This window comes from Stutzerimonas kunmingensis (genome assembly GCF_002929225.1).
GTDB lineage: Bacteria > Pseudomonadota > Gammaproteobacteria > Pseudomonadales > Pseudomonadaceae > Stutzerimonas.
The window spans coordinates 26,925-51,416 of sequence record NZ_PISM01000001.1; the positions used below are offsets into that span (position 1 = coordinate 26,925).

Sequence of the window (24,492 nt, forward strand, 5' to 3'; positions counted from 1 at the left end):
AAATAATAATATTTCGACAATCAACGTGTAGAGAACTGACTAGAACAACGATTTTTGCCAAAATATTTTGACAATTTCACCGTACATACAACGTGCATGCTGTGGAGCCCAAGATTGCTGCTGCAACTTAGGCTTTGGCATCACACTGCTGCAACTCTACAGCACATAAAACCTTTGCCGCGCCTCACTCCGTTGACCTGCAGACCCTGCTCAAGAGGCGCGTAGGAACAACAATACACTGCCTCCACGGAGCAGCGCCTCGTCGAACCGCCATCTCCACGGTGCTAGAGCACCTTGTTCATGCTTGCCACTGAGGTGAAAAAGCGGAAAAGGCATGAGATATTTGGTCTATCCAGATCCTAGGAGCGCGATTTTTCGCAGCCCGCGATGTAAGGCTCGCGCTATCGAGGCGTTAGCCGGTCATTACCTCGTAGCGCCAATGTGCCGGCCGTTGCGAATATCGCGCGGCAGTTTTTTGCAACGATCTCAATAAGCCAACGTACATGCCGCGCTGGTGATGGCCGTCGCATGCCCGCAGCCACGATCGGAGATGCCGCTGTACTCGGATTGCGGCAGGGAGCTGTTGGGATAATGCGGCGATAGAGAGCTTTTTCAGCTCGTTTAACGCCGAACTGGTGTACCTGACTCGCTATGAAGCGAAAACCGACCTGCTCGACTACATCCGCTTATACAATCACCCTCGGCGCCACTCGACGCTGGGCTACCTTAGTCCGATCGAGGTTTGAGCGGGCAAACGCGAGCAGTAGCTCTCAACTATCTGTCCGCCAACCCCGGGACAGACCTGCCTAGTTGCTTTCAGCTTCTAGTGTGTCGTTGGGCGAAGTCTGCAACACTCCTAACAAGTTTTTCGGATAAGAGGGAGCATGATGTTTCAAATCCATCGGATGGGGGCTCTGACGCTAGTGTTCGCCAACGCCAAGAGTTCACCGCAATGATCCCTCAACGTTCCAATATGACCTGGAACCTGCTGCTGCTAACCTGGCTGTTCGCACTGGTATCGACCCTGTCCGCGCTGTTCATTGGTGAGGTAATGGGCCAGGCACCCTGCGTGTTGTGCTGGTTCCAGCGTGCCTTCATGTTTCCGCTGGCGGTGATCCTGGCCATAGCCTGCTACCGCTCGGATTTTACAGTCTGGCGTTATGCCCTACCGCTGACCGTTATCGGTGCGGCGCTGGCATTTGTTCACACGCTGCTCTATGCAGGGCTGATTCCGCAGCCGATCCAGCCCTGCACGGCCACTGGTCCATCCTGCTCAGGCGCCGGAATGACCCTCTTCGGCGTGGTGCCCCTGCCGGCACTCGCCTTGTTCAGCTTTATCCTGATCGCCATCCTGCTCATTCTCATCCGTCGGAGAACAACTCCATGAATCGCCGTTCCGTGGTCCTGATCGTCAGTGTCGTGATCCTGGCCGTCTTTGCTGCCGCTGCATTCTTCTATTCCCCCTCCCAGTCGCCTCAACAGGCCCAGGCTCCCGGTTCGACCGCCCAAGAGGCCGCGACACAAACCAAACAAGGCGGCGGCCAGTTGGTTCGCTTCCACTCACCGGTGTTCGGCCCGGCGCAGGCTCCAGTAACCATCGTCGAATTCTTTGATCCTTCCTGCGAGGCATGTCGCGCCTTTCACCCCTATGTGAAGCAGATCCTCGCCGAGAACCCGGAAGACGTGCGTTTGGTGCTGCGCTATGTACTGTTCCATCAAGGCTCCGAAGAGGTGGCGCGAATGCTGGAGGCGGCGCGTAAGCAAAATCTCCATGAACAAGTGTTGGAGGCTGTGCTGGAGGCCCAACCCGGTTGGCACGACGACCCCAAGGTAACGCAGGCATGGGCTGCTGCAGAGCGCGTCGGTTTGAACTTGGAGCAGGCCCGCCAGGAGATGCATACGCCTGGCGTCAACGCCGTGCTGGAAACGGACATGCAGGACGTTAAGGCCGTTGGGGTTCGTGGCACGCCGACCTTTTTTGTCAATGGTCGTGCGCTCAGCGAGTTTGGCCCGGAGCCGCTGCGCCAGTTGGTGAACAGCGAAGTGGCCAAGGCACGGGAATAACACTATGAGCGCGCTGGAAAACCGCGTGCCACCGCTGCTCGTGGCGGGCCTGATGGCTGTGCTGATGGGTTTGTCGGGAACCAAATTGCCGGGCTTCGAACTGGCATGGACCGCGCGCCTGACCTTCGCTTTGCCGGTACTGCTCCTGGGGCTCGGCGTGTGCCTCGCCGGCGTACTGTCGTTTCGCCGCGCTCGCACTACGGTCAATCCACTAATGCCGCAGCAGGCTTCGGCATTAGTGGAGGCTGGCATCTAGCAATACAGCCGCAATCCCATGTACTTAGGCTTCGCCATTATCCTTGCGGCTTGGGCGCTGGCCTTGGCCTCGCCTCTGACCCTGCTGGGCGTGGTTGCTTTCGTGCTGTACATGAACCGTTTCCAAGTAGCACCCGAAGAGTGGGCGCTGGAAGCACTGTTCGGCGAATCATTCGTCCGCTACCGCGCACAAGTCCGCCGCTGGCTCTGAGCCTCGGCGGCGTTAGCGTCTGCCGGGGCTTACTCGTCACATCAGCATGCCGAAGATGCCCACGACCTAGCCTGATCTCCTTGTGAAGAACTGCTTTGGCCACATGCCGCTAGCATGTCTCTGGTCGATGACATAGCGGCAACGAGTGATGTCACAAGTTCACTCCGTTGATATCGAGCTAACTGTCTAGCAACAGCGTTGAGCGCAAAGCAGGCTTATGCTTCGCTGCGATGACTGTCGGCCTGCCTGGTGTCGATACAAACACTGCCGTCTAGCTCCATTTCAAGTGTCGAGTGGCTGACTTTGAATTGCTCATGAAGTACTCGTTTTAAATCAGTCTTTACTCGTTCAATATCGGGCAGGCTAGCCTTCTTGATGACAACATGTGCTTCCAGTGCGATTGTATGCTCAGCGATTTCCCATACGTGTACGTGGTGAACACTCACAACGTCGTTTACATGTTCCATGATATTGATTATGTCGGCGATGGAAACTCCTTCTGGCGCGCCCTCCATCAACAAGTGAATGGTTTTAGGTAGCATGCTAAAGCCCTGCCATAGCACGTAACCAGCAATCATCAGCGTCAGGACAGTATCTGTCCAATACCAGCCATACAGGAGGATCAATGTTCCGGCAATAATAACGCCGACGGAGGCCAACGCATCCGACACGTTGTGCAAGAATGCCGCCTTTATATTCATGCTATTCTTAGACATTGTGTAGGTGAGCAAGGCCGTAGCGATATCTACAATCAAGGCTATTCCCGCCACCACGACCACTGTCCATCCTTCAATGGGCTGTGGGGAAAAAAACCGACCTATAGCTTCGTAGATGAGGTAGAGACCAACGATAATCAGCGTGACCAAGTTAATCAAAGCCGCTATGGTTTCACTGCGTCGGTAGCCAAAGGTTTTAAAAGCATCTGGCGGTTTGCGGCCGATCTTACGTGCGATGAGCGCAATAACCAGTGATGCAGCATCGCTCAAGTTGTGTAGTGCATCCGCTATGAGCGATAAGCTCCCAGAAAGTATCCCGCCAACAACTTGTGCCAGAGTTAGTGCAGTATTAACGCCAATAGCTGCGATTAAACGCTTATCACCCATGGCTTCGGTGTTATGGTTATGTTCGTGAGCCATATTTTTACCGCTCCTTAAAAACTAGCGTAAGAAAAATAGGGGAGCCAAACGACCGCCCATAAGAGATAATAAAAATACTAGCGCCTATACCATCTGGCCCTCCAAGCCACACTGACAGAAAATGCGACCACCCTCGAGCGAGTTCGTGCGTTATCGTCTTTAACTCGCCGACAACAGGTCGATCCCTCTCAAACGTTAAACGACGTTGCTCGCTAATGATAGATGATACGGCGTCAATCCGAGGATGACAAAATTGTAATCTTCCAATCATTCTTTTCGTAGGATAGGCCCTTGCAGATTGGTGCGCCTCGGTGCTGACATGACGAAGCAAGGCGCTCATGTCACCGCGCAATGGAAGCATTACATTTCAATAATGTAATGCTTGGCTCATGCTGCTGTTAGCTTCAATCACGCAAAATTCATTCGAACCTGCAGGGCTCAGCGAGAAAGCTCAGCAAGCCACCTTTGAATTTAGCGAGGACTGCCCTATGAATCTGTTGAAAGCTATTGTTGTTGGTTTGGTAATTTTCGGCTCCGCATCGTCTTATGCAGGAGATGGATACGACCGTTCAATGAAATTTAATGAAAAATTCCGAGCAGATCAAAAGCGAATTCACGGAACCGAATCCGCCGAAAAAAAAGCAAACGAGTTGAAGGTTAATGATATTCGCCAAGATCAGAACAACACGGAAATTAAGAAAGAAACCAAAGCTGACTAACCGCTTAATATCTGAACGATATCCGCCGCCGGCAGCTTCCAAGCACCGTTGGAAGCAGTTGTACTCTAAGCGCCCTTCGGGGCGCTTTTTTGTGTCCATCACTTGCCCGCAACATCGCTACCAGCGAATCGCCCCGGCCTTTATAGGCCGTTTCGTTAAGTCAGGCCGCTATCGCCTGATCTGTCTGTTATTAGCGTTCGCAAGAGCATATCCGATTGAGCTGAACAGACGCTGGTGGCGTACAACGCATCCACGTCAGGGTCGCCATCTCAACGGCCTCGCGGTTCGTCCATGATTGAAGGTGTCAGCTCGGCCTTGTAAAGCCCGCTGATCGGTCCAGCCAGGGCGTTTTCGTAGCTATCGCCCGTGCTGCCGCCCGGGGCAGCTCAGCCGCTGCTTGCATAATCTTTTTTCGTCAGCTCACCGTGGGTGAAAGCCATCAGCCGAGGAGGCGTATGTAGCGCGGAGTCATACGCACTAAGCGCTGAGCACCCTTTCTATTCACCGCTTAGATGCATTAGACCTACGCTATAAAGGCTTTGCTGCCCGCTGCGCCGCAGCTGAATCTTAGCACTCCGAAACCAACACGCCCCGTTCTCGCTAGCTAGCAAGAACGGGGCGTTGTGTGCCGCCACTCGATTTTCTAGCTAGTTCTGTCAGCGGCTAGCGCAATTTCTTGCTCCTCCAATTCGTCTTCGCGCCGATGAGCCAGCTGGTAGAGCAACGGTAGCACTAATAGCGTTAGCACCGTTGAGGAGAGAATCCCTCCGATTACCACTGTCGCAAGGGGACGTTGTACCTCTGCACCGGTACCCACATTCAAGGCCATCGGAACGAACCCGAGTGAAGCCACCAAGGCTGTCATCAATACCGGCCGTAGCCGGGTCAGAGCTCCCTCGCGGATCGCGGTGTCCAGAGGTAAACCTTGCTCCCGTAGGCTACGGATGAAGGAGATCATTACCAGGCCATTTAGAACGGCGACGCCTGACAGAGCAATAAAGCCAACTCCTGCTGAAATGGACAACGGGATATCTCTCAGCCACAGCGCAACAATGCCTCCGGTGAGCGCAAATGGAATCCCTGTAAAGACCAATAAGCCGTCTTTGACATTGTTGAACATCATGAAAAGCAGAATGAACACCAGGAGCAGCGCCACGGGGACGACGATCTGCAGCCGCTTCGTTGCCGATTCAAGCTGCTCGAAGGTACCGCCCCAGTCGATCCAATAACCTGCCGGGATATCTACTTGGGCCTGGATTTTCTGTTCTGCCTCAGATACGAATGATCCAATGTCCCGACCACGGACGTTTGCACTAACGACAATTCGCCGTTTCCCTTCCTCTCTACTGATCTGATTCGGACCGGGGGCCAAATCCAGAGTGGCCACCTCGCCGAGGGGGATATAACTTATGGCGCTGTTTAATTCCCTTGGAAGGGCAATTGGGAGCCTCTCAATTGCGGCGAGATCGCTTCGTATCTCGTCCGGTAAACGAACTACGATATCGAAACGCCGGTCTCCTTGAAACAAGGTGCCTGCCTCTCGGCCCCCGATGGCTACTGCAACCGCTTGCTGGACGGTATCTAAACTCAGGCCGTATCGTGCGATTTGATCGCGATCGATATCAATCGTGAGCATAGGAAGGCCAGTCGTTTGCTCGACCGTAACCTCGGAGGCGCCTGGTACTTGTCCTAGCACCTCGGACACTTCCGCCGCCGTGCTGTTAAGAACCTCCATGTCATCACCATAGATTTTCACGGCTACAGCGGCACGAACACCGGAAATCAACTCGTTGAAACGCAGCTGAATAGGCTGGGAAAACTCGTAGTTATTGCCCGGTAACTCAGCGGCGGATGCTTGGACCTCGCTTAAGAGTTCGTCGCGCGACTTGCCTGGATCCGGCCACTGCTCTTGTGGCTTCAGCATGACGTACCCGTCAGAGATGTTTGGAGGCATGGCATCGGATGCCACCTCCGCAGTGCCTGTGCGCGCAAAAATCCGCTCGATCTCCGGAAACTCATCCATGAGCTTTCGCTCCAGCTGCTGCTGCATCTCGACAGACTGACTAAGGCTGGTAGCCGGTACACGAAGGGCTTGGATAGCGAAGTCCCCCTCGTTGAGGCTAGGCACGAATTCACTGCCCATACGTGCCCCTACGAGGCCGGAAAGTACAACTGCAACAACGGCAAAGGTGAGCACTACTGGCTTGTTGGACATCACCGCATCGAATGCAGGTGCGTAGGCCCGTTTAGCATTGCGGATTAGAAAGTTTTCCTTCTCTGTAACACGCTTGCCGATAAAGAGCGCAACGGCTGCCGGGACGAACGTCACCGAGAGAATCATCGCCCCGAATAGCGCTGTCACTACGGTAAACGCCATGGGCGTGAACATCTTACCTTCTACCCCTGTAAGGGCGAATATCGGCAGATATACGATCATAATGATCAGCTGCCCATAGAGTAGAGGCCGACGCACTTCCTTTGCCGCAGCGAACACTTCATGAAGCCGTTCGGACAGCGTTAATGCCCGCCCGTGATGGGACTGAGCGTGAGCAAGTCGACGCACGCAGTTCTCAACAATCACCACGGCACCATCGATAATGATGCCGAAATCCAATGCGCCTAAGCTCATCAGGTTGGCGCTGACCTCGTTGGCTACCATGCCGGTGAACGTAAAGAGCATCGCCAGCGGTATAACAAGTGCGGTTAGGATCGCCGCACGGATATTGCCCAAGAAGAGAAAAAGTATAACCACAACAAGAATGGCACCCTCAGTGAGGTTCTTCTTAACGGTGGATATAGCTTTGTCTACGAGTACAGTTCGATCGTAGACAGTAATCGCCTTTACGCCCTCTGGAAGCGAAAGGTTTATCTCTTTCATCTTGTCATCGACAGCCCTAGAAACTACCCGGCTATTTTCACCGATAAGCATGAAAGCCGTACCTAGAACCACTTCGCGGCCATTCTCGGTGGCTGCGCCAGTACGGAGCTCCTTTCCAACCTCTACCGTCGCAACGTCGCGGATACGTACTGGGGTACCGTCAACGTTGCTAATAAGGGTATTGCGGATGTCCTCTACTGATTGCATTTGTCCTGGAGCACGAACAAGATACTGCTCGCCGCGTTTTTCAATATATCCGGCACCTAGATTGTTATTGTTTTGCTCAACCGCTTCGATCAGATCTTGTAATGTCAGTCCAAACGACCGCAAAGTGTCTGGATTGGGGGCGATCTGATATTCCTTTGCATATCCTCCGATCGTATTGATCTCAGTTACGCCTGGTACATTGCGGACTTGCGGTTTGATGATCCAATCTTGAATCTCACGCAAGTCAGCAGAGGTATAAGGCGTACCGTCCGATTTGGTGGCACCGTCCTCAGCTTCAACCGTCCAAAAATAGATTTCGCCAAGCCCAGTGGAAATAGGGCCAAGTGTTGGAGTGACGCCTTCCGGAAGCTGATCTTTGGCCCCTCCCAAGCGCTCATTCACAAGTTGGCGGGCAAAATAGATGTCAGTGCCTTCCTCAAAAATAACTGTGATCTGAGAAAGTCCATATCGAGACAAGGAACGGGTCTGCTCGAGCTTGGGCAACCCGGCCATTACCGTCTCGAGCGGGTAGGTAATGCGCTGCTCCACTTCCAGCGGGGAATAACCTGGGGCCGCAGTGTTGATTTGCACCTGTACGTTGGTGATATCAGGGACAGCATCGATAGGCAGCTTTTGGTAGCTGTAAGCTCCTAACGCTGCCATGCCAAGCACGGCTAGCAAAACCAGCCAGCGATGCTCTATAGAAAAGCGAATGATACGTTCGAACACAGTCTATAACTCCGTATCAGTGAGCATGCGAGGCGCTGGCTTTGCCAAGCTCGGACTTAATGATGAAACTGTTGGCCAAGGCATAGCGCACTCCGGCCTGAAGACCTTCCTTGATTTCAACCGCTTCACTATCGCCGCGACCAGTCACGATTGGCTGAGCAGCAAAGCCATGGTCGGTCCGTACAAACACCACCGGATTATCTTCCAACGTGTGGATCGCATCGGGCTTGACTGCAACCGGCACGGACACTCCGCCAGAGCCTACCCGCACTTTGACGAACAGGCCGGGACGCCAAACACCTTCCGGGTTCGGAAGCGTGACCCGGGCGGTAGCGGCGCGGCTTTGCTGACCAACAAGTGAGCCGACATAAGAAACGGTGCCATTGGCACTGGACTCGAATGCTGTGGCTTCGATAACCGCGTTGCTGCCGACTCGTACCGCGCTGAGTGCATTGGCAGGAACGCTGATATCTGCCCAAACGGTAGAGAGATCGGAAATGATGAATATCTGGTCGTCGGTATTGACTGACTCACCGAGCGTGATGTCCTTCTCAACGATCATCCCATCGAACGGCGCCCTGAGTTCGTAGCGGCTCAATGCGTCTGGCTTGCCAGCATCACTACCAAGCGCTTGTAGCTGTGCTTTTGCATTCGCAACCGTCAGCTCTGCTTCCCGTAGAGCCTGTTGTGCCTGTAAATAATCCTGTTCTGCAGAAATACGCTCTTCCCACAGCTCCTTTTCGCGTCGATAGGTTTTCTGAGCCAATGCAAGACGTTTTTGTGCCGCGTAGAACTCGCTTCTACGTTCCGACAGGTCGGTACTCGCGATCACAGCAAGCACTTGCCCCTGTTTCACCTGTTCGCCCAAATCGACTTTGACCGCTTCAACGACACCTGAGAGACGAGGCACAACTTGCGCTGTGCGGTCTTGGTTGAATGTAATTTCGCCAGGCAGCTCGATTGCGCTTTTTATCTGCGCAGGCTGAGCGGTTGCTAGCGAGATGCCCGCGGCTAGGATTTGGGTCTCAGAGAGTTCAACCTCTGCTGCTTCAGCGTGCGCCGCTCCCTCAGGGCCATCGTCATGCTCATCTTTCTCTGCCGCACCGACCTCGTGATCGCTATCGGCGCCTTCTTCATCATGGCCATGACCTCCTTCGGCTTCGGTATTCTCATCCGAATGCCCTTCATCTTCATGCTCCGAAGCGCCACCATGCTCGCCATGCGCGTCGCTCGCATTGGGCACGGCAGGACTACTGCTAAGAAGTAATCCACCAAGCACCAGTGCCACGCCTAATATGACGACGATCCAAAAAATCTGTTTTTTGTGAACAGCCAAGGAAGATGTGTTCGATTTACTTGTCATATGGATTCCTTATGGCTGAGTGGCCGAGGTGATAACGGCCGACCCATCGCCGACAATTCGCGAGATTTCTGCCGCCGCCTGGTTAGCTTGTGATAGCGCAGACAGATACTGAGATCGGGCTTGGAAAAGCGTGCGTTGAGCATCCAGTACGTCAAGGAACGTGAACTTTCCAAGTTCGAACCCCTTGCTGGCAGCTTCATAAGCGCTTTGGGCACTGGGGAGCATGTCGTTGCGCAACAGTTCAAACTGCTGGCGGGCAGTGCGCAGCCGCATGTGCGCTTGGGAAAGTTCGCTTTTCAGGCGTATATGGACGGCGTTGAGCTCGTCCTGCGCCTGGTAGGCCCGTTCCTGCGCTGCTCCGATGTTGCCTTGGTTTCGATCAAACAACGGCAGGGGCATCGAGATACTCACCAGTCCCAGCGTGCCGTTATATTCATCTGAGCGTTGGGCACCTACGCTAACCGTCACGTTAGAAAAGCGATTCGTCCTTTCCAGCTCCAACGCAGCCCGACGTCTTTCTGCTTCCCGACGCGCGCGGGTTAGTTGAGCGGAATCGCTCAAGCGGCTATAAAGCTCAGCTAGTTCGGGAAGCGGAGGTACTGCCTCTGCCGGCTCTAGTACTCGCTCAAAGCGTGGCTGTGGGTTTCCCCAGTTGGCCGCCAGACGAGTGCGCGCAGCTTCGAGTTCAGCTGTGGCCTGGGCAAGCTCCACTTGCACTCCAGTAGCCGCAACCCGCGCCCGGGTTTCCTCTACGGGAGAAACCATGCCGGCCCTCACACGCCGATTGGCCACGTTCACTGCTTGCTTCGCAAGCTTTGAAGCAGCCTGAGCGAGCTCCAGCCGTTCTTGAGCAGTAAGCACATCGTAGTATGCGCCCATCACTGCCCCCCTCAGTCGAGCTTGAGCGTCCTGTAGGTCGGCGGCCGCTACGTCCATGGCGCGTTGCGCTGCCTCAATACGAGCCGAACGTTTACCACCCAGCTCTATTTCTTGGCTCAGCTCAAGCGTCGTCTCGGGGGCATCACCTCGGATTCCCTCCTGGCTAGCGGACAATATTGGATTCGGACGCGCTCCGGCTTGGCTAATCAATGCGCGAGAAGCAGCCAGCTCACGTCTTGCAGCAGCCAATTCAGGGCTTGCAGAGCTAGCGAGCTCCAAGGCGCGTAGAAAGCTTATGGAGTCGACAGACTCAACGGGGAAGGTATTTGCCACACTGGCAGGTAAGGTCTGTGTGAAGGTCGGCAACTCTAAAGGCTGCGCAAAGGCGAGGTTGCACGACAACATCGTCAACCCCAGCGGTAAAATAACTTTTCGCACCGAAATCTCCTAGAAAAGGGAAGGTTCGGTGAGACCTCAGATACAGATAAATGGCGTCCTACTGGTTAATCTGGCGTCTCACCGGCTTTGCACCGATGCGCCAATTAGGTTTTTCAGGACGCCCGGCTTCAGCCGATGCGTAGCTAGCAGAAAAAAACGGTTTCAAGCTTATTGATAATACCGAACCAGGAGAAATCCCTTTCGTTATAAGCGGCTTGATATGGTCGCCATGAAAGACACAGTCTCCATCCAAACTGATTTTTTTTGCGGCTTTTGACGATCCTTCCTCGTCAGTACCCAGAGACTCGTGCGGATGTTCGTGATGTCCAAAATGATTTGCTGCCGAACCATCCTCATGACTGCAGCTCGTGCTAACAACTGCCCATGATGATTGCAATGGAAACAAGGCTAGCAACATCAGCAAAACTATTTTTCTCATCCAAGACAAAACGATGACTTCCTGGTTTAGATGTCGAATCCAATCATAAGAACTACCCCCGCCAAGACGCGAAACACATGCGCCTCTACTGCGATAGTGATTCGCCCTGAATTTAGTAGACAAATACACGAAAGCGTTTTTATCAGCCTTGCCAAGCCGGCGAGATAGCTGATGGCTATGGGGTGGTGACTTTAAATAAGTGTGGATAACGACCTGGTGACCGCAACATTACAAATCTGTAATCGAAGGAGTGCGCGATTGGGCTTCCTCAGATTACAAAATAGTCATTTGCCGCTAATCCTGCCGTCATCTCTAGGGGAAGAACATGGCCAAGCGCTAAAAACAAAAAGGCGAAAGGCGTCATTCGAGCACTGACCTGCCGTACATAAGGAGCATCATCATGAGCAAAAAGGCCGTTTTTTCGCTGACAGCCCTTTCACTGGCATTGGGCAGCGCCCCGGTCTTTGCCCAATCGGAAACAGCCGAGGGCTTCATCGAAGGCAGCACGCTATCGCTGATAAATCGCAACTTCTATTTCAATCGGGATTTTCGCGACGGTGAGAGTGCCGCCGGCAATGGCTACTCCGAGGAATGGGCCCACGGATTGATGGCCTTCTTCGAGTCCGGATATACCCAAGGCTCGGTAGGGATTGGCTTCGACGCTTTCGCCATGCTCGGCCTCAAGCTCGACTCCGGTTCGGGGCGCTCCGGTGTGGGCGGCAGCATCGACCTGCTTCCCCACGACAGCGCTGGCGATCCTGAGGATGACTTCACACGGGTGGGGGGCGCGGTGAAAGCACGCTTGCTGGACACCGAGATCAAGGCCGGCGATGTATTTCCCACTACACCTGTCGTGCACTTCGGCGACTCTCGGCTGCTGCCGGAGTCTTTCAAGGGGTTCACCGTTGTGAACAACTCGCTGGACAGTCTTACGCTTGCGGCCGGGCGCCTACACGCGATGAGCCAGCCCAATACCAGCAACACGAACGATGACTTCGTCACGTTTTATGGCGGTGCCGTCGACGCCCCTTGGCTCGGCTACGCAGGCGGCGACTATAGCGTCAACGAAAATCTCAGTCTTAGCCTGTATACCAGCCGCCTTAAAGATGCATGGAATCAGCATTACTTTGGTGTATCGGCCACTTACCCGCTTTCTGATGTCGTCGCGCTGCTGGGCACCTTCAACTACTACAAGGCAACCGATGAAGGCCGCGAGCTGTTGGGCGAACTCAACAACAACATATGGAGCTCCAGCCTGGGTGTCGCCTTCGGCGCGCACACCGTCACGGCGTCGTATCAGCGAAACAACGGTAACAACGACTTTGACTACCTGCGCCAGGCGGACTCGATCTACCTGAACAACTCCATCCAGTACAGTGATTTCAACTCACCTAAAGAACAGTCCTGGATGCTGCGCTACGACCTGAACATGGCGGGGTACGGCATACCTGGGCTTACTTTCATGACCCGCTACGCCCGCGGTTGGGGCGCCGATTACAGCAACGCGAACGAGGTGTACATGCGCCAAGACGATAACGGTGCGCCGCTGACCGGACAGAACCGCTGGGAACGCGACGTCGAAGCCCGCTACGTTGTACAGACTGGCTCTCTCAAGGATTTGTCTCTGCGGGTGCGCCAGGCTACCACGCGGGCGACTGCTTTCGAGTCCGACCTCGATGAGGTCCGATTCATCGCCGAGTACCCTCTCTCGATCTTGTGAAACACCATGAGCAACACCACATCTTCTTTAGTTTGCTCCCTTGGTTTGAAGATGTGTTTCAGGCGCCCATCAGGGCGCCTTTTTTCGTTTGGTGCACCCGCTCGCGCTGCGGGTCAACCAAATGACCGGTAGATTACAAATTCGCAAGATAGCCCTCACAGGGCTTTTACCGCGTTAAAGTGCTTCCCGCTTCCCTGGGCAGATCTTTTCGCCTCTGCCTTTCACGCTAGAGCCAAGCCGCTTTCGTCTTGACCTAGTTACTACATGGATTTTTTTGGTTCCGCTTACCGCGCACCTCCTTGCCGAGTTACCTGAAAACATGCGCATCCTGGTTGTCGAAGACGAGATCAAAGCTGCGGAATACTTGCAGCAGGGTCTTATCGAATGTGGTTACTTGGTCGATTGCGTAAGTGATGGCCTCGATGGGTTTCACCTGGCACTGCAGAACGACTATGACATCGTGCTGCTAGATGTGAATCTGCCAACCATGGATGGGTGGGAGGTTCTCGAACTCATCAGGCGGCGTAAGCAGACACGCGTCATCATGCTGACTGCCAATGGCCGCTTAGAGCAAAAAGTCCGCGGCTTGGAATCGGGCGCCGACGACTATCTGGTCAAGCCGTTCCAGTTCCCCGAGCTGCTTGCCCGTATCCGGACACTGTTGCGGCGAGGCGAGGCAGTCACACTTCCGAGCAACCTGCGTGTAGCCGACCTCGAACTGGACCCGGCCCGGCATAGGGCTTACCGGAGCGGTCAGCGTATCGACCTCACCAGCAAAGAATTTGCGTTATTGCATCTGCTCATGCGCCGGACTGGCGAAGTCCTCACGCGTACGGAAATAACTGCCATGGTGTGGGACATCAATTTCGACTGCGATACCAATGTGGTGGATGTTGCGATTCGTCGCCTGCGGATGAAAGTGGACGAACCCTTCGGCGATCGCCTGATACACACCATCCGGGGTGTGGGCTACGTGCTGGAGGCGCGGCCTTGAAGCCACTCAGCCTCGCATCGCGTCTCGCGCTTCAAATCACACTGACCGGCGCCGCTTTGGTCGCGCTGCTGATTGCACTGAGCTACTGGGTACTGGTGCGCCAACTGGAACTGCGCGCCCAGGAGGAAGTGACGGCCAAGCTCTCTCAGATCGATCATGGACTCCTCGAAGACACCAAAGCCCGTATGGGCCGCTCCTGGCAACACGCATTGAGCGATACCGTACTCGGCCATGACAACCTTTCGATTACGGTCATCGGCGATACAGCGAAATCACCCATTTTCAGTATCGGCCGATTCGCCAATGCGCCGCAGCAGCTGGATCTCGTGAGCAGGGACGGCGACTATCTTGGCTGGACAACGAAAGATGGCGTGCAGATGCTAACCGGGCGCAAGCAAATCCAAGTCCCGGGACTGGCTCCAATGACGCTTTTACTTTCGCAAGATCGCAGTGCCGATCAACGGCTAGTGGCTGCATTTCTGCGCTCGGCCTTAGTGACCGTGCCGATGCTACTGATATTGATCGGATTGGCTGGATGGCTAATCGCCCAAAATGGTTTGCGACCGCTGCGCAAGTTCCGGGCCTTGGCGACTAAGGTATCGACACAGGACCTATCACCCCGAATCCGCACCGATCGGCTTCCGCAAGAGCTCCAGGCATTGGCGCACAGCCTCAACGTAATGCTTCATCGACTCGATGACGGCGTTCAGCAACTGTCACAATTCTCGGACGATGTGGCTCATGAGTTAAAAACTCCGCTGAACAACCTGATAGGCAAGGCGCAGGTGACTTTGGTGCGTGAGCGAAGCAAGGAGCATTATCGGGAGGTGATCGAGTCGTCGGTTGAAGAACTCGAACGCATGGATCGAATCGTGTCAGACATGCTGTTTCTCGCCCAGGCCAGCCACGCCAGCCCAGCACTGAAGCTCGAACAATTATCTTTAGGAAGCGAGGCGAGGCGCGTATGTGAATACTTCGAAGTCCTTGCCGAAGAAGCGGGAGTCGCTACGACAGTAACGGGCGATGCCATGATTTTGGGAAATCGACTTATGGTCCAGCGGGCCATTTCCAACCTGCTATCCAACGCGCTGCGGCATTCAAATACTGGCAGTACGGTCGAACTTAAGATCCTTGAGGAGGACGTAGACATCGTCTCGCTGGCTGTCACCAATCATGGCGCGACTATCGAATCGGATCATCTCCCACATCTGTTCGACCGCTTTTACCGCGTTAACGGCATACAACCTCACGGGGCAGGATTGGGGCTAGCGATTGTCCGCTCAGTGATGAACCTCCACAAAGGCCACGTGGCCGTCGCCAGCAAAGACGGTCGGACCACGTTTGAACTCACGTTTCCTCGGCAGGCCTGACTCAAAGTGATACCGCACGGAGACAGCCATCACTACGAAGGGGCAAAAACCACAGGGACAAACAACCATTTCGAGGGCATGCGCGTTGGCCGGGTAACCAGGCCCGCAAGCCCCAACGCCGTTCATTTAATGCATGCGTCCTCGCTAATTCCGGCGAGAATGCCGCAAGCCTCAACTTCCCGCCCATCGTTGCAATTAGCCCGCAGTGAAACGAGTTGTCGTTCGAGTGATTGCAGAGCGGTTTCAATACTTGTGCTTTGGCAACAAGCGTCACAGGTAACGTCTGAAGTCGTTTCCGTTGGCTGCATTGCAACGTGCCGCATGATCATCACCTCCGAGGGGAGGAAAGTTTACAGCTGCCATCGAGCCCACATTTGAGACTAATTGAAGGTGGGCGAACATGCGCAAGCATGTGAGAGCAACACAAAGCCTAGAAATCAAACATTTATGGTTTGAATGTCTTAATTTTCCGTGATCTCGTTATGATTCCATAAAAATTCCCGTCATGGAAATGTTCTGATAAATCAATCAGTTAGGATGGATGTGAGTGAATTTTCCCGTTATCTCGGCATGGCCCCGAATACGGAGCAGCTCCCAGCTTACGGCGCACCTTGTCGAGTTCAGAAAGTTCACTTTGCTACTCTGGTCAGCCCGTCGAATGGGTTGATGGGTGTGAGTTGAGCGGAGCAAGAAAGCATGAGCTACAGGGTTGATCTTGGCTTAGGAGGCGAGAGCATTGGGTGATAAGTGCGCTCTACCGTCCGACTTAACCTCGGGAATGCGCTACAAGACGTTTCTGACAAGGGTGATGGCTTTACTAGCCGGAGGCGCCATGCCGCTTGCCTTTGCCCCTGTGGGCTGGGCATGGATTGCGGTGATGGCTCTTGCCGCATTATTTGTCCTGGTCGCGCAATCTTCAAGGCGTCAGGCGCTATGGTCGGCCTACATATTTGGCCTTGGTTACTTCGGCGTAGGTGTCTCCTGGGTCTACATCAGCATCAGCCAGTACGGCAATGGCCCCGTGGTGGCAGTGTTAGCCACAACGGCCTTTGTCTCGCTGCTAGCTCTCTTCCCATGGGGCGTCGCGTATCTCGTACGCCGCCTGCACCCTGAGATCGATGCGACGGCGCTCTGGCTAGGGCTACCAGCGGCATGGGTGTTGAGTGAATGGATGCGCACCTGGTTCTTAACCGGCTTTCCTTGGCTTTTTATCGGCTACAGCCAGACCGACACCACACTTGCCACTATCGCTCCTGTCTTTGGTGTGCTTGGCGTGAGTTTTCTGGTGGCCTTGCTCGCTGGCGGGCTTGCGTGGGTTATCTTGGGCTTAAGCCTGCACCGTGCGACGGTAGCCGGTGCCGTGTTAATCGCTACTCTCGCCAGCTTGCAGATTCTGGATCGTGAGTGGACGCAGCCAGCCGCTGGCCCTATCAATATTGCCCTCTTGCAGGGAAACATCACGCAAGACAAAAAATGGGACCCGGATTCCCGGGAAATCACGCTTGACCGCTATCAGACGCTTACGAAGCAGCATCTCGGGGCCGACATCGTGATTTGGCCAGAAGCGGCAATCCCGATGTGGCATGACCAGGCTAGAGAATATCTTGCTGAGCTCGAGGCGTTAGCCGATCAGGCCGGCACCTCGTTAATGATTGGCGTCCCTATACGCGAGACGGACGGTCGCACCTACAACGCGGTGATAAGCCTCTCAGATCCCGCAGGGTACTACTACAAACGCCACCTGGTGCCATTCGGTGAATATGTTCCGCTCCGGAACTTCTTGGGTTCGGCCCTCGACGTGCTCGGGGCGCCTATGTCCGATTTCACACCAGGACGGGAAGCGCACGTCCTTAACGCAGCGGGTGTGCCCGTCGGAGCACTCATCTGCTACGAGGCGGTCTTTGGTGCTGAAGTCACGGAACTTCTGCCCGAAGCGCAGTTACTGGTGAATGTCAGCAACGATGCTTGGTTCGGCAGCTCAATCGGCCCTCTCCAGCACTTCCAGATGGTCCGCATGCGTGCCATCGAAACCGGACGTGACCTACTGCGAGCCACGAACACGGGCATCACAGCAACTGTCAGCTATGAGGGAAAGGTCCTTACACGCGCTCCTCAATTCCGCGTAGCCACCCTCAGCGCCGAAGTGACCCCCCGAACTGGCGCGACCCCTTATGTGCGCTGGCGGGATTGGCCTATCCTTGGCGTGATCGCACTCGGACTCGGTTTGCTCCTGCTTCGTCGAATTCGGCAGTATCATCGGTTGGATACATAACGCTTGCCATTCTCACAGCGAGCAGACTCTGTATCGGGTGAGAAGGAAGGGATTTGTCTACATATGGCATTGGCTCGCAGGAAAAAGCTCCAAAGCCGGGCTGGAGAAACATGAGCTGGCTGCCGGCATCCTGGCTGTGATCAACGGCCACCTGGGTGACCACGGCCTGTCGCTGCGCCAAGGCACTATCGTCGATGCCACACTGATCAACGCGCCGAGTTCAACCAAGAACAAGGACGGCAAGCGCGACCCGGAGATGCACCAGACCAAGAAAGGCCAGCAATACTACTTCGGCATGAAGGCGCACATCGGCGTGGATGACGAATCGGGCTTGGTGCACAGCGTGGTGGGCACGGCGGCCAACGTGGCGGATGTCACCCAGGTCGATAAGCTGCTGCACGGCGACGAGAATGTGGTTTGCGCCGACGCTGGTTACACCGGCGTTGAGAAGCGTCCCGAGCATGAGGGGCGTCAGGTGATCTGGCAGGTTGCGGCACGCCGCATCACCTACAAGAAGCTCGATAAGCGCAGCGCGCTATACAAAGCCAAGCGCAAGATCGAGAAGGCCAAAGCCCCAAGTACGCGCCAAGGTCGAGCACCCGTTCCGCGTGATCAAGCGGCAGTTTGGCTATACCAAGGTGCGCTTCCGCGGGCTGGTGAAGAACACCGCTCAGTTGGTCACGCTGTTCGCGCTGTCGAATCTGTGGAAGGCGCGCCGACGGTTACTGACCAACGCGGGAGAGGTGCGCCTGTAATGCGGGGAATGGCCGCCGCGAGGTGCTCGCGGCGGCTAAAAACACAGAAATGAGCGGTGATCTGATCATTTTTGGTCGATTTTCCGCTTTCAAAATCGGCGGAAGCTGAAGTCAGCCAGAAATACATGGCTACTTCAGACCATCCCTAGGGAGACACTGCATAAATAGCCAGCCGCCCCCACCCTTGGCACACTGAGCCCCCTCAACCAGCCCCCTCCATGAGCTTTGTTACGCGCGTGCAGAAGACCTTCTCCGAACTCGAATATACCGGGGGAGCAACGTACTTTGGCCTCGATGCTCACCTTGAATGAAGCGCTTCATGGGTGACCCTTGCGATGGAATCGCCCGAAAGCATAGCAAGGGTTCGATCAGACGTTTTTACACACTCTGGGCCGTAAGCGGAAGCGGTGCTATCTGCCCCTAAGAGGTGTGTTCAAGCTCGTCGTTTGAGCTTTAGCGAATTTCCCTGGCTCACTTTTCTAAACTGACGACTCACCGTCGCGCGAGCCCATACAGTGGCGGGCCTGAAAGCAAAGCTCGCACTTGATTTAGGTTGTCACCAACGGTCATTGAAGCGAAATGCCTTTATACCAGCGGCTGGGCGATCCTATTGATAAGTTCCGGCCCATCATTCCGCACGTTCCCGACGTCCTTACCCACCGGATGCCACTCGAATTCCTCGACGCATAAACCATGCGCCAGTGCTAGCTCCTCAGCCTTGAGCGGCAAAAGCTCCTGCTGCATCCAGAGCGCAGCGTACTCTGGCGATAGAACCAGAGGACGCCGATCGTGAATATCGAGCATGCCGGCAGCGCTAGATGACGTAATGACAACAAAGCCGTCGCCGTCTCGGGGTTCCAGCGAGGCGCCTCGCTGAAACCGCCCGAGCGCAGCGAAAAACATCGGCTCGCCGCTACGGAGCGTGATGTAGTAGGGCTGCTTGATCTTCGGGTTGGCCGCGTCCTTCTTCCACTCGTACCAACCATCAGCGGGCACTATTGCGCGGCCGGTTTGCCAGATATCGCGAAAGAACTTGCTAGTCGCGGCCGTTTCCACCCTGGCATTTATCGCTGGTGGTCGCTTCCCCTGTGCCCACAATGGGGCGTAACCCCACTTGACCGGCTCCATGCGCAGGCCATCATCGTCCTGGTGCAGGAGCTGAACCAGTGATTGCGGACACACGTTGTAGCGTCCGATTGGCTCAGGATTCACGCTGCCACGCAATGGCAAGGGCAGCTGCATCGCGATCTTGTCCAGGTACTCATAGGCGATTCGGTACTGAGCGAAACGTCCACACATGGGTGCCCCCGCACATCTGGTTCAATTGACCGGACTCTAGCTTCAGAATACTGTATATGCATACAGTTATGAGGTCTGTGCCATGCCCGTCCATATGTTGGGACCTGCTGCTCCCGCCACAATTGCACTGCCGTTTTTCAGTTTCTGCGTGCCCGCCGGATTCCCGAGCCCAGCGCAGGACCACATGGAGGGGAGCATCTCGCTCGACGAGCTGATGAACATCCGAGCTCCGCATACCTACCTGGCGCGCGCAGACGGGGAGAGCATGATCCAGGTCGGCATTTTCGACCGAGACATTCTGATCATCGACCGGGGACGAGAGCCCGAGAAGGGGGAGGTGATAATCGCAGCGCTGAATAATGAGCCTCTGGTCAAGATTTTCGACCGAGCCGGCAGCCAGGTCATTCTGCGCTCGGCTAATCCGAAGTTCCCGCCGCGGTACCTCCTCGAAAGCGAAGAACTCTACGTATGGGGCGTGGTGTCATACAGCATCCGAATCCATGGCAAGTACTGAGCGGGCCATCGCCCTCATTGATTGCAACTCGTTCTACGCCAGCTGCGAGCGTGTCTTTCGACCAGACTTGCGCCGTACGCCTATCGTCGTGCTTTCGAACAATGACGGCTGCGTGATCGCGCGCTCGGCCGAGGCAAAGCAGCTCGGTATCAAAATGGGCGTGCCGTATTTTCAGATCCGGCGCGACCTGGAGCGTTGGGGCGTTGTGGTGTTTTCCAGCAATTACGCGCTGTACGGCGACATGAGCGAGCGCGTCATGACGGTCATCGAGAGCCTGGTGCCTGCGGTTGAGGTGTACTCAATCGACGAGTCGTTTGCCGACCTTACCGGTGTGCCAGACGTCGAAGTGCTCGGCAGGCGGATCCGCGCTGAGGTACTGCGCAGCACAGGTATCCCGGTCGGGGTGGGCATTGGGGGGACCAAGACGCTCGCCAAGTTGGCGAACCATTCAGCGAAGCGCTGGCAGAAGCAGACGGGTGGGGTAGTGGACCTTCTCGACCCGGTGCGGCGCGACAAGGTGCTGCGCGTGACTGACGTCGGCGATGTATGGGGTGTCGGTCGCCGGATGACCGAGCACCTGAACAGGTTGGGCATACGTACTGCTTGGGATCTAGCTAGCGCGGATGCCTGGACCCTGCGCAAAAAATTCAGCGTGGTCATCGAGAAAACCGCACGCGAACTGCGCGGGACGCCGTGCCTCGATCTGGAGGAGGTCGCGTCACCCAAACAGGAGATCTGCTGCTCGCGGATGTTCGGCAAGCGCCTGCGCGAGCTTGAGCCAATCAAGGACGCAGTGGCGGCATATGCCGCTCGGGCCAGCGAGAAGCTGAGGGCACAGCAGTCCATGTGCAAGCGCGTCCGAATCAGCATCCGTACCGGCATGTTTAATCCCGACGAGCCCAAGTTCGCGAAAGGCGTCGTGTGTGAGCTGCCGTATCCCACCAACGACACCCGCTACATCATCCGGGCGGCGATCGCTGGGTTGGAACACATCTATCGCGATGGCTTTTCGTTCAGCAAGGCAGAGGTCCTGCTGATGGACCTCTGCCAGCGCGGCGAGTACACCGACGATCTATTCGCCCAAACCCAGCCCGCCGCGTCGGAGCGCGTTATGGGCGTGCTCGATGCAATCAACGCCAAGTGGGGCCGCAATACCCTCCGGCCCGGCCGCGTAACCACCGCGCCGGACTGGGGCATGCGACGGGAGATGATGAGCCAAAGTTTCACGACCAGGCTGGATCAGTTGTGGGTGGTGCGGTGCAACTAGGCGAGTGCATGCGAGGACCGATGAATTCCAGGTACTGGTTGTAGTGCGATCGCTTGCATCCGTTGACCGCTGAAAGCGTAAAGAAAAAGCCAGGCAGTGCCTGGCTCTTGTGTTGGTCGGATAGCTTACTGAAGCCAACCCTCTACCTTTTCGGCGCCGTGCTTTTCTTTCCAAGCTTTCAAAATCTTATGATTGCCACCCTTCGTCTCTACCACCTCTCCAGTTTCTGGGTTTTTGTAAACCTTAACTTGGCGCTGCCGACGAGGCGCTTGAGACGTCGGGGTGGCGCTGATGCTGGTGCGGCTGGGCTGCGGATCCAATATTGAAATAATTTCGCGCAGGCCTACGTCATATTGCCCCATCAAATTGCGGAGTTTTTCCTCGAACTCGATTTCGCGCTTGAGTTTGTCGTCATTCTTAAGAGCATCAAGCTGCTTGAGCTGGGCTGCGAGCTGGGCTTCTAGAGCTTTGAATTCGGCGAGTTTGGACATGGGTAACCTTCGGAGAACGAAACTGCTTTGTGTGTCTCAGTCTACCGCTTGGGCACGGAGGGAGAAAACTAAGGACCGACCGATTTCGTGAGTAATTCAGTCATCGAGAAGGCTGGTACAGGGATGGCGCTGCGGAGTGTTTGTCAGCCAGAGAGGTGCGTACTTCCTGACATATGAAGTGGTGGGTTAGCAAAATGGGAGGTGACCAAGCGGCGGCCGTTGCATAGAAACGTCGCGCATCCCGTAGAGGAAGCGGACGTGAGCAGGCTTCTTCTGCTTTAGCAGAGGTAGCCATGCATAGCATCGAAATTGGAGCTAGCCATTTACCTGCGGCAAATGAAGAAAGCTGCCTTTTTTGACAACAATGGCAGCCGCTTCGCGAAGGCAGTTGATCATTTTGGTCTTATTGCTCGGTCTCGCTCCACATTCGTTTCGCTTACCTGCAAACGCCCAAAATGCTCAACTGCCCCATACTTGAAGGTTTCAAGTATGGGGCGCGGGGGCATACTTGAAGGAACGCTTCGCTGCTTCAAGTATGCCCCCGCAATTTTGTTGTCAAATCATAGCCGCCAGGCGTTGCCTGGCCGAAATGGCGATTGTGCACAGACGTGAGCTGCGCCATTCGCGGGCGCTGCCGCCCCGGCCTCAATCATAAGCCCGATCACTGCGGCACACTTGTCTTACGACCGCCATGTCACATGACTCGAGTGCTGCAGTCTCGCCGTGTCACTCGTAGGGCTTGCGGCAGTTAGTGAGTGTCGATGCGCCGGGTGACCGTGCCGTGTGTCTGTCACAGTGGCGTTATGAAGCGGTGTCCGGTCTGATGCCAAAGCGCCCACGCTTCAACTGAAATTTGTGTGGCAGCAGCCGACTGTCACGGAATTCTCGTCGCAGCGGATGCAAGTTCTTCGATGGTGGACTGTGCTCAGCGATAGGGCGTGCCAACCGTCGCCGCAAGCGATGCCCGGAGTTGCGTGAAAATTCGGTTTCTTTCCTGTTGTGTTCAGAACGAAAAAGGCCGCAGATTGGCTGCGGCCTTTTATTCATCCTGTCTCATAATCATCTCCAGGCGATGATTGTTTTGAACGCTACGCGCTAGCAAGGCTTTTGCTTAGTTCTCCTTCCTCGCTTTCCGCGTCCGGCTTGGTTTGCGAGCAGCTTTTTAAAATGCTCCCAGCGGATCTGCTCGGTCTGTGCGTTGTATGTCAGTCCCCGTTCCATCTGCTCCAGTAATCTCAGACTCAGTGGCTGCTCCAGGTAATGGTCTGCTGTGACTTCTGGTGCACCACCCTCATGGCCGAGCAGATAGGCGATCGTGGATGGAGATATGCCTGACCGTTCCAGCCGAACGGCAAACGAGCGACGGAGACTTTTAAAATTGAGCCCGCCATTAACCGCCGGCGGACAGTGCTGACCGATGTATCCTGTACCCGTGCACGGCCCGCAGAAAAACCGACTTGGGTCGCGGGAGTATAGGTGCTTTGGATCGAAGCTCAGCTCGTTGAAAAGCAGAGCGTCATTGCCATCGGCCTGGCGCCGTTCTTCTACGAAATTTAGAAAGCCCATCTCCACTAGCTTCGAGCAGATTGGAATCTGCCGAGCCGACGGCCCCGTCTTCAACGACTTGTTGTAGCCATTATCGTTGATATCGATAAGGTCTACGCCGTGGACATCCTGGATCACATCATGCACACGTAGCTGGCAGAGCTCGTTAAGCCGCGCGCCGGTATAGAGCCCAAGCGGGAGCAACCAAAACCGATAGGGCTTGGCGTCCTGGTTGATTTTCGGCAGGTCGCCTGCGAGATACTTTCTGTAGGGCCAGCCTGAGAACATCTGATTCAGATTGCTATCCAGAAATGGCTTGGTGATTTCGGCGTGTTTTGTATTGCAGGTCGCGACTTTGATCGCCTCGGTAATCAGCTTGCTCTCAAGTGCTTCGTCCAGCATTCGATTGAACAACTGATAGTAGGTCGTGAGGTTTGCGCCTTTGCTACCCGACGCAGCGTTCTGCTTGAGTAACGACGGTAGCTGATCCTTCAGACGCTGTACGTCGGCCCGATCAAGCTCAGCAACTCGGCGGGTAGGATTATCTTGCGTCAGAGCGATTTTTAGTTTCTCCATCCGCGCTCGAAGCATGTGCTCGGATTTCCCTGCGTAATTGTTTTCTCGCAGAAAGCGGGACAGCGTTATGTCCATGAACTCGGTAAGCAAAGGAGAAGACTGAAAGCGGTTTATCGCATCCGTAATCGCTGAAATGTTTGCCAACGCGATTCGCAAGTGTTCTTCATGGCCGGGTTCGACGATAAGACTCAGGCCTTTGTAAAAAGGAATGGAGAGGGGGGCAGTTACATTCATATATACCTCACAGTGGGTGAGGCTTGAGATTATTACTGGATGGATAAACAGTCAAGATAATCTATTAGGATTTACCATGCGATAGTTTTTATTGACAACTTGTCAATAATCGCAAGATGAGCAAAAGGTAAGAGCGA

Annotated in this window: 17 protein-coding genes and 5 pseudogenes; 12 read left to right on the top strand and 10 right to left on the bottom strand. The window is 55.1% G+C overall.

Annotated elements, in window-relative coordinates:
• Positions 1-557 precede the first annotated feature (557 nt).
• The 4 genes and pseudogenes from CW305_RS00140 to CW305_RS00155 form a co-directional block, all read left to right on the top strand.
• Positions 558-746 (top strand): annotated as a pseudogene (locus CW305_RS00140) (integrase core domain-containing protein); the annotation flags it as partial.
• 206 nt (positions 747-952) lie between these two features.
• Positions 953-1,387, top strand: coding sequence for a disulfide bond formation protein B (locus CW305_RS00145; RefSeq protein ID WP_181063838.1), 435 nt, complete (start codon positions 953-955; stop codon positions 1,385-1,387).
• Positions 1,384-2,064, top strand: coding sequence for a DsbA family protein (locus tag CW305_RS00150; RefSeq protein WP_003291201.1), 681 nt, complete (start codon positions 1,384-1,386; stop codon positions 2,062-2,064). Before CW305_RS00145 ends, CW305_RS00150 begins: the two co-directional genes overlap by 4 nt.
• A gap of 4 nt (positions 2,065-2,068) precedes the next feature.
• Positions 2,069-2,530, top strand: a pseudogene (locus tag CW305_RS00155) (methyltransferase family protein).
• A gap of 215 nt (positions 2,531-2,745) precedes the next feature.
• Here the strand turns inward: CW305_RS00155 and CW305_RS00160 are convergent.
• On the bottom strand, positions 2,746-3,666 hold the full coding sequence (locus CW305_RS00160; RefSeq protein WP_003292671.1) for a cation diffusion facilitator family transporter: 921 nt from the start codon (positions 3,664-3,666) through the stop codon (positions 2,746-2,748).
• A 389-nt stretch (positions 3,667-4,055) separates the two neighbouring features.
• Between CW305_RS00160 and CW305_RS00165 the strand changes: the two genes are divergently transcribed.
• Positions 4,056-4,385, top strand: coding sequence for a hypothetical protein (locus CW305_RS00165; RefSeq protein ID WP_080950630.1), 330 nt, complete (start codon positions 4,056-4,058; stop codon positions 4,383-4,385).
• Positions 4,386-4,553: 168 nt separating this feature from the next.
• Here CW305_RS00165 and CW305_RS00170 read toward each other — a convergent pair.
• The 5 genes and pseudogenes from CW305_RS00170 to CW305_RS23140 all read right to left on the bottom strand — a co-directional run.
• Positions 4,554-4,759 (bottom strand): annotated as a pseudogene (locus CW305_RS00170) (IS3 family transposase); the annotation flags it as partial.
• A gap of 269 nt (positions 4,760-5,028) precedes the next feature.
• Positions 5,029-8,199: an efflux RND transporter permease subunit gene (locus tag CW305_RS00175; protein WP_014822258.1), complete on the bottom strand. Its 3,171-nt coding sequence runs from the start codon at positions 8,197-8,199 to the stop codon at positions 5,029-5,031.
• A 16-nt stretch (positions 8,200-8,215) separates the two neighbouring features.
• Positions 8,216-9,562 (bottom strand): efflux RND transporter periplasmic adaptor subunit, encoded by a 1,347-nt coding sequence (locus CW305_RS00180; protein WP_021210272.1) that lies wholly within the window; start codon positions 9,560-9,562, stop codon positions 8,216-8,218.
• 9 nt (positions 9,563-9,571) lie between these two features.
• Complete coding sequence (locus tag CW305_RS00185) at positions 9,572-10,879, bottom strand: TolC family protein (protein WP_014822256.1); 1,308 nt, start codon at positions 10,877-10,879, stop codon at positions 9,572-9,574.
• 58 nt (positions 10,880-10,937) lie between these two features.
• Positions 10,938-11,327 (bottom strand): hypothetical protein, encoded by a 390-nt coding sequence (locus CW305_RS23140; protein ID WP_128119964.1) that lies wholly within the window; start codon positions 11,325-11,327, stop codon positions 10,938-10,940.
• A 391-nt stretch (positions 11,328-11,718) separates the two neighbouring features.
• Between CW305_RS23140 and CW305_RS00190 the strand changes: the two genes are divergently transcribed.
• The 3 genes from CW305_RS00190 to CW305_RS00200 all read left to right on the top strand — a co-directional run bounded on the left by CW305_RS00190 (position 11,719) and on the right by CW305_RS00200 (position 15,402).
• Positions 11,719-13,038 carry an OprD family porin gene (locus CW305_RS00190; RefSeq protein ID WP_104096811.1) on the top strand — a complete coding sequence of 440 codons (1,320 nt, stop codon included), beginning with the start codon at positions 11,719-11,721 and terminating at the stop codon, positions 13,036-13,038.
• A 319-nt stretch (positions 13,039-13,357) separates the two neighbouring features.
• Positions 13,358-14,032: a heavy metal response regulator transcription factor gene (locus CW305_RS00195; RefSeq protein WP_008569962.1), complete on the top strand. Its 675-nt coding sequence runs from the start codon at positions 13,358-13,360 to the stop codon at positions 14,030-14,032.
• A complete protein-coding gene (locus CW305_RS00200; protein ID WP_104096812.1) occupies positions 14,029-15,402 on the top strand; it encodes a heavy metal sensor histidine kinase in 1,374 nt (457 codons plus the stop codon). Before CW305_RS00195 ends, CW305_RS00200 begins: the two co-directional genes overlap by 4 nt.
• A gap of 122 nt (positions 15,403-15,524) precedes the next feature.
• On the opposite strand, the pseudogene CW305_RS00205 reads toward CW305_RS00200, so the two are convergent.
• Positions 15,525-15,644: pseudogene (locus CW305_RS00205) on the bottom strand (Cd(II)/Pb(II)-responsive transcriptional regulator); the annotation flags it as partial.
• 590 nt (positions 15,645-16,234) lie between these two features.
• Between CW305_RS00205 and lnt the strand changes: the two are divergent.
• Both lnt and CW305_RS00215 read left to right on the top strand, forming a co-directional pair.
• Positions 16,235-17,674 carry an apolipoprotein N-acyltransferase gene (gene lnt, locus CW305_RS00210; RefSeq protein WP_017246079.1) on the top strand — a complete coding sequence of 480 codons (1,440 nt, stop codon included), beginning with the start codon at positions 16,235-16,237 and terminating at the stop codon, positions 17,672-17,674.
• 100 nt (positions 17,675-17,774) lie between these two features.
• Positions 17,775-18,429: pseudogene (locus CW305_RS00215) on the top strand (IS5 family transposase); the annotation flags it as partial.
• 585 nt (positions 18,430-19,014) lie between these two features.
• Here CW305_RS00215 and CW305_RS00225 read toward each other — a convergent pair.
• Complete coding sequence (locus CW305_RS00225; protein WP_011914413.1) at positions 19,015-19,728, bottom strand: SOS response-associated peptidase family protein; 714 nt, start codon at positions 19,726-19,728, stop codon at positions 19,015-19,017.
• A gap of 82 nt (positions 19,729-19,810) precedes the next feature.
• Between CW305_RS00225 and CW305_RS00230 the strand changes: the two genes are divergently transcribed.
• Complete coding sequence (locus CW305_RS00230) at positions 19,811-20,242, top strand: LexA family protein (RefSeq protein ID WP_104096813.1); 432 nt, start codon at positions 19,811-19,813, stop codon at positions 20,240-20,242.
• Entirely contained in the window at positions 20,229-21,509 is a 1,281-nt protein-coding gene (umuC, locus tag CW305_RS00235) for a translesion error-prone DNA polymerase V subunit UmuC (protein WP_017243954.1), read from the top strand. The genes CW305_RS00230 and umuC overlap by 14 nt, the downstream gene beginning before the upstream one ends.
• A 125-nt stretch (positions 21,510-21,634) precedes the next feature.
• On the opposite strand, the gene CW305_RS00240 is transcribed toward umuC, so the two are convergent.
• Both CW305_RS00240 and CW305_RS00245 read right to left on the bottom strand, forming a co-directional pair.
• Entirely contained in the window at positions 21,635-22,000 is a 366-nt protein-coding gene (locus CW305_RS00240; protein ID WP_017243953.1) for a histone-like nucleoid-structuring protein, MvaT/MvaU family, read from the bottom strand.
• A 1,095-nt stretch (positions 22,001-23,095) separates the two neighbouring features.
• Positions 23,096-24,355 carry a site-specific integrase gene (locus tag CW305_RS00245; protein WP_011914403.1) on the bottom strand — a complete coding sequence of 420 codons (1,260 nt, stop codon included), beginning with the start codon at positions 24,353-24,355 and terminating at the stop codon, positions 23,096-23,098.
• Positions 24,356-24,492: the final 137 nt, after the last annotated feature.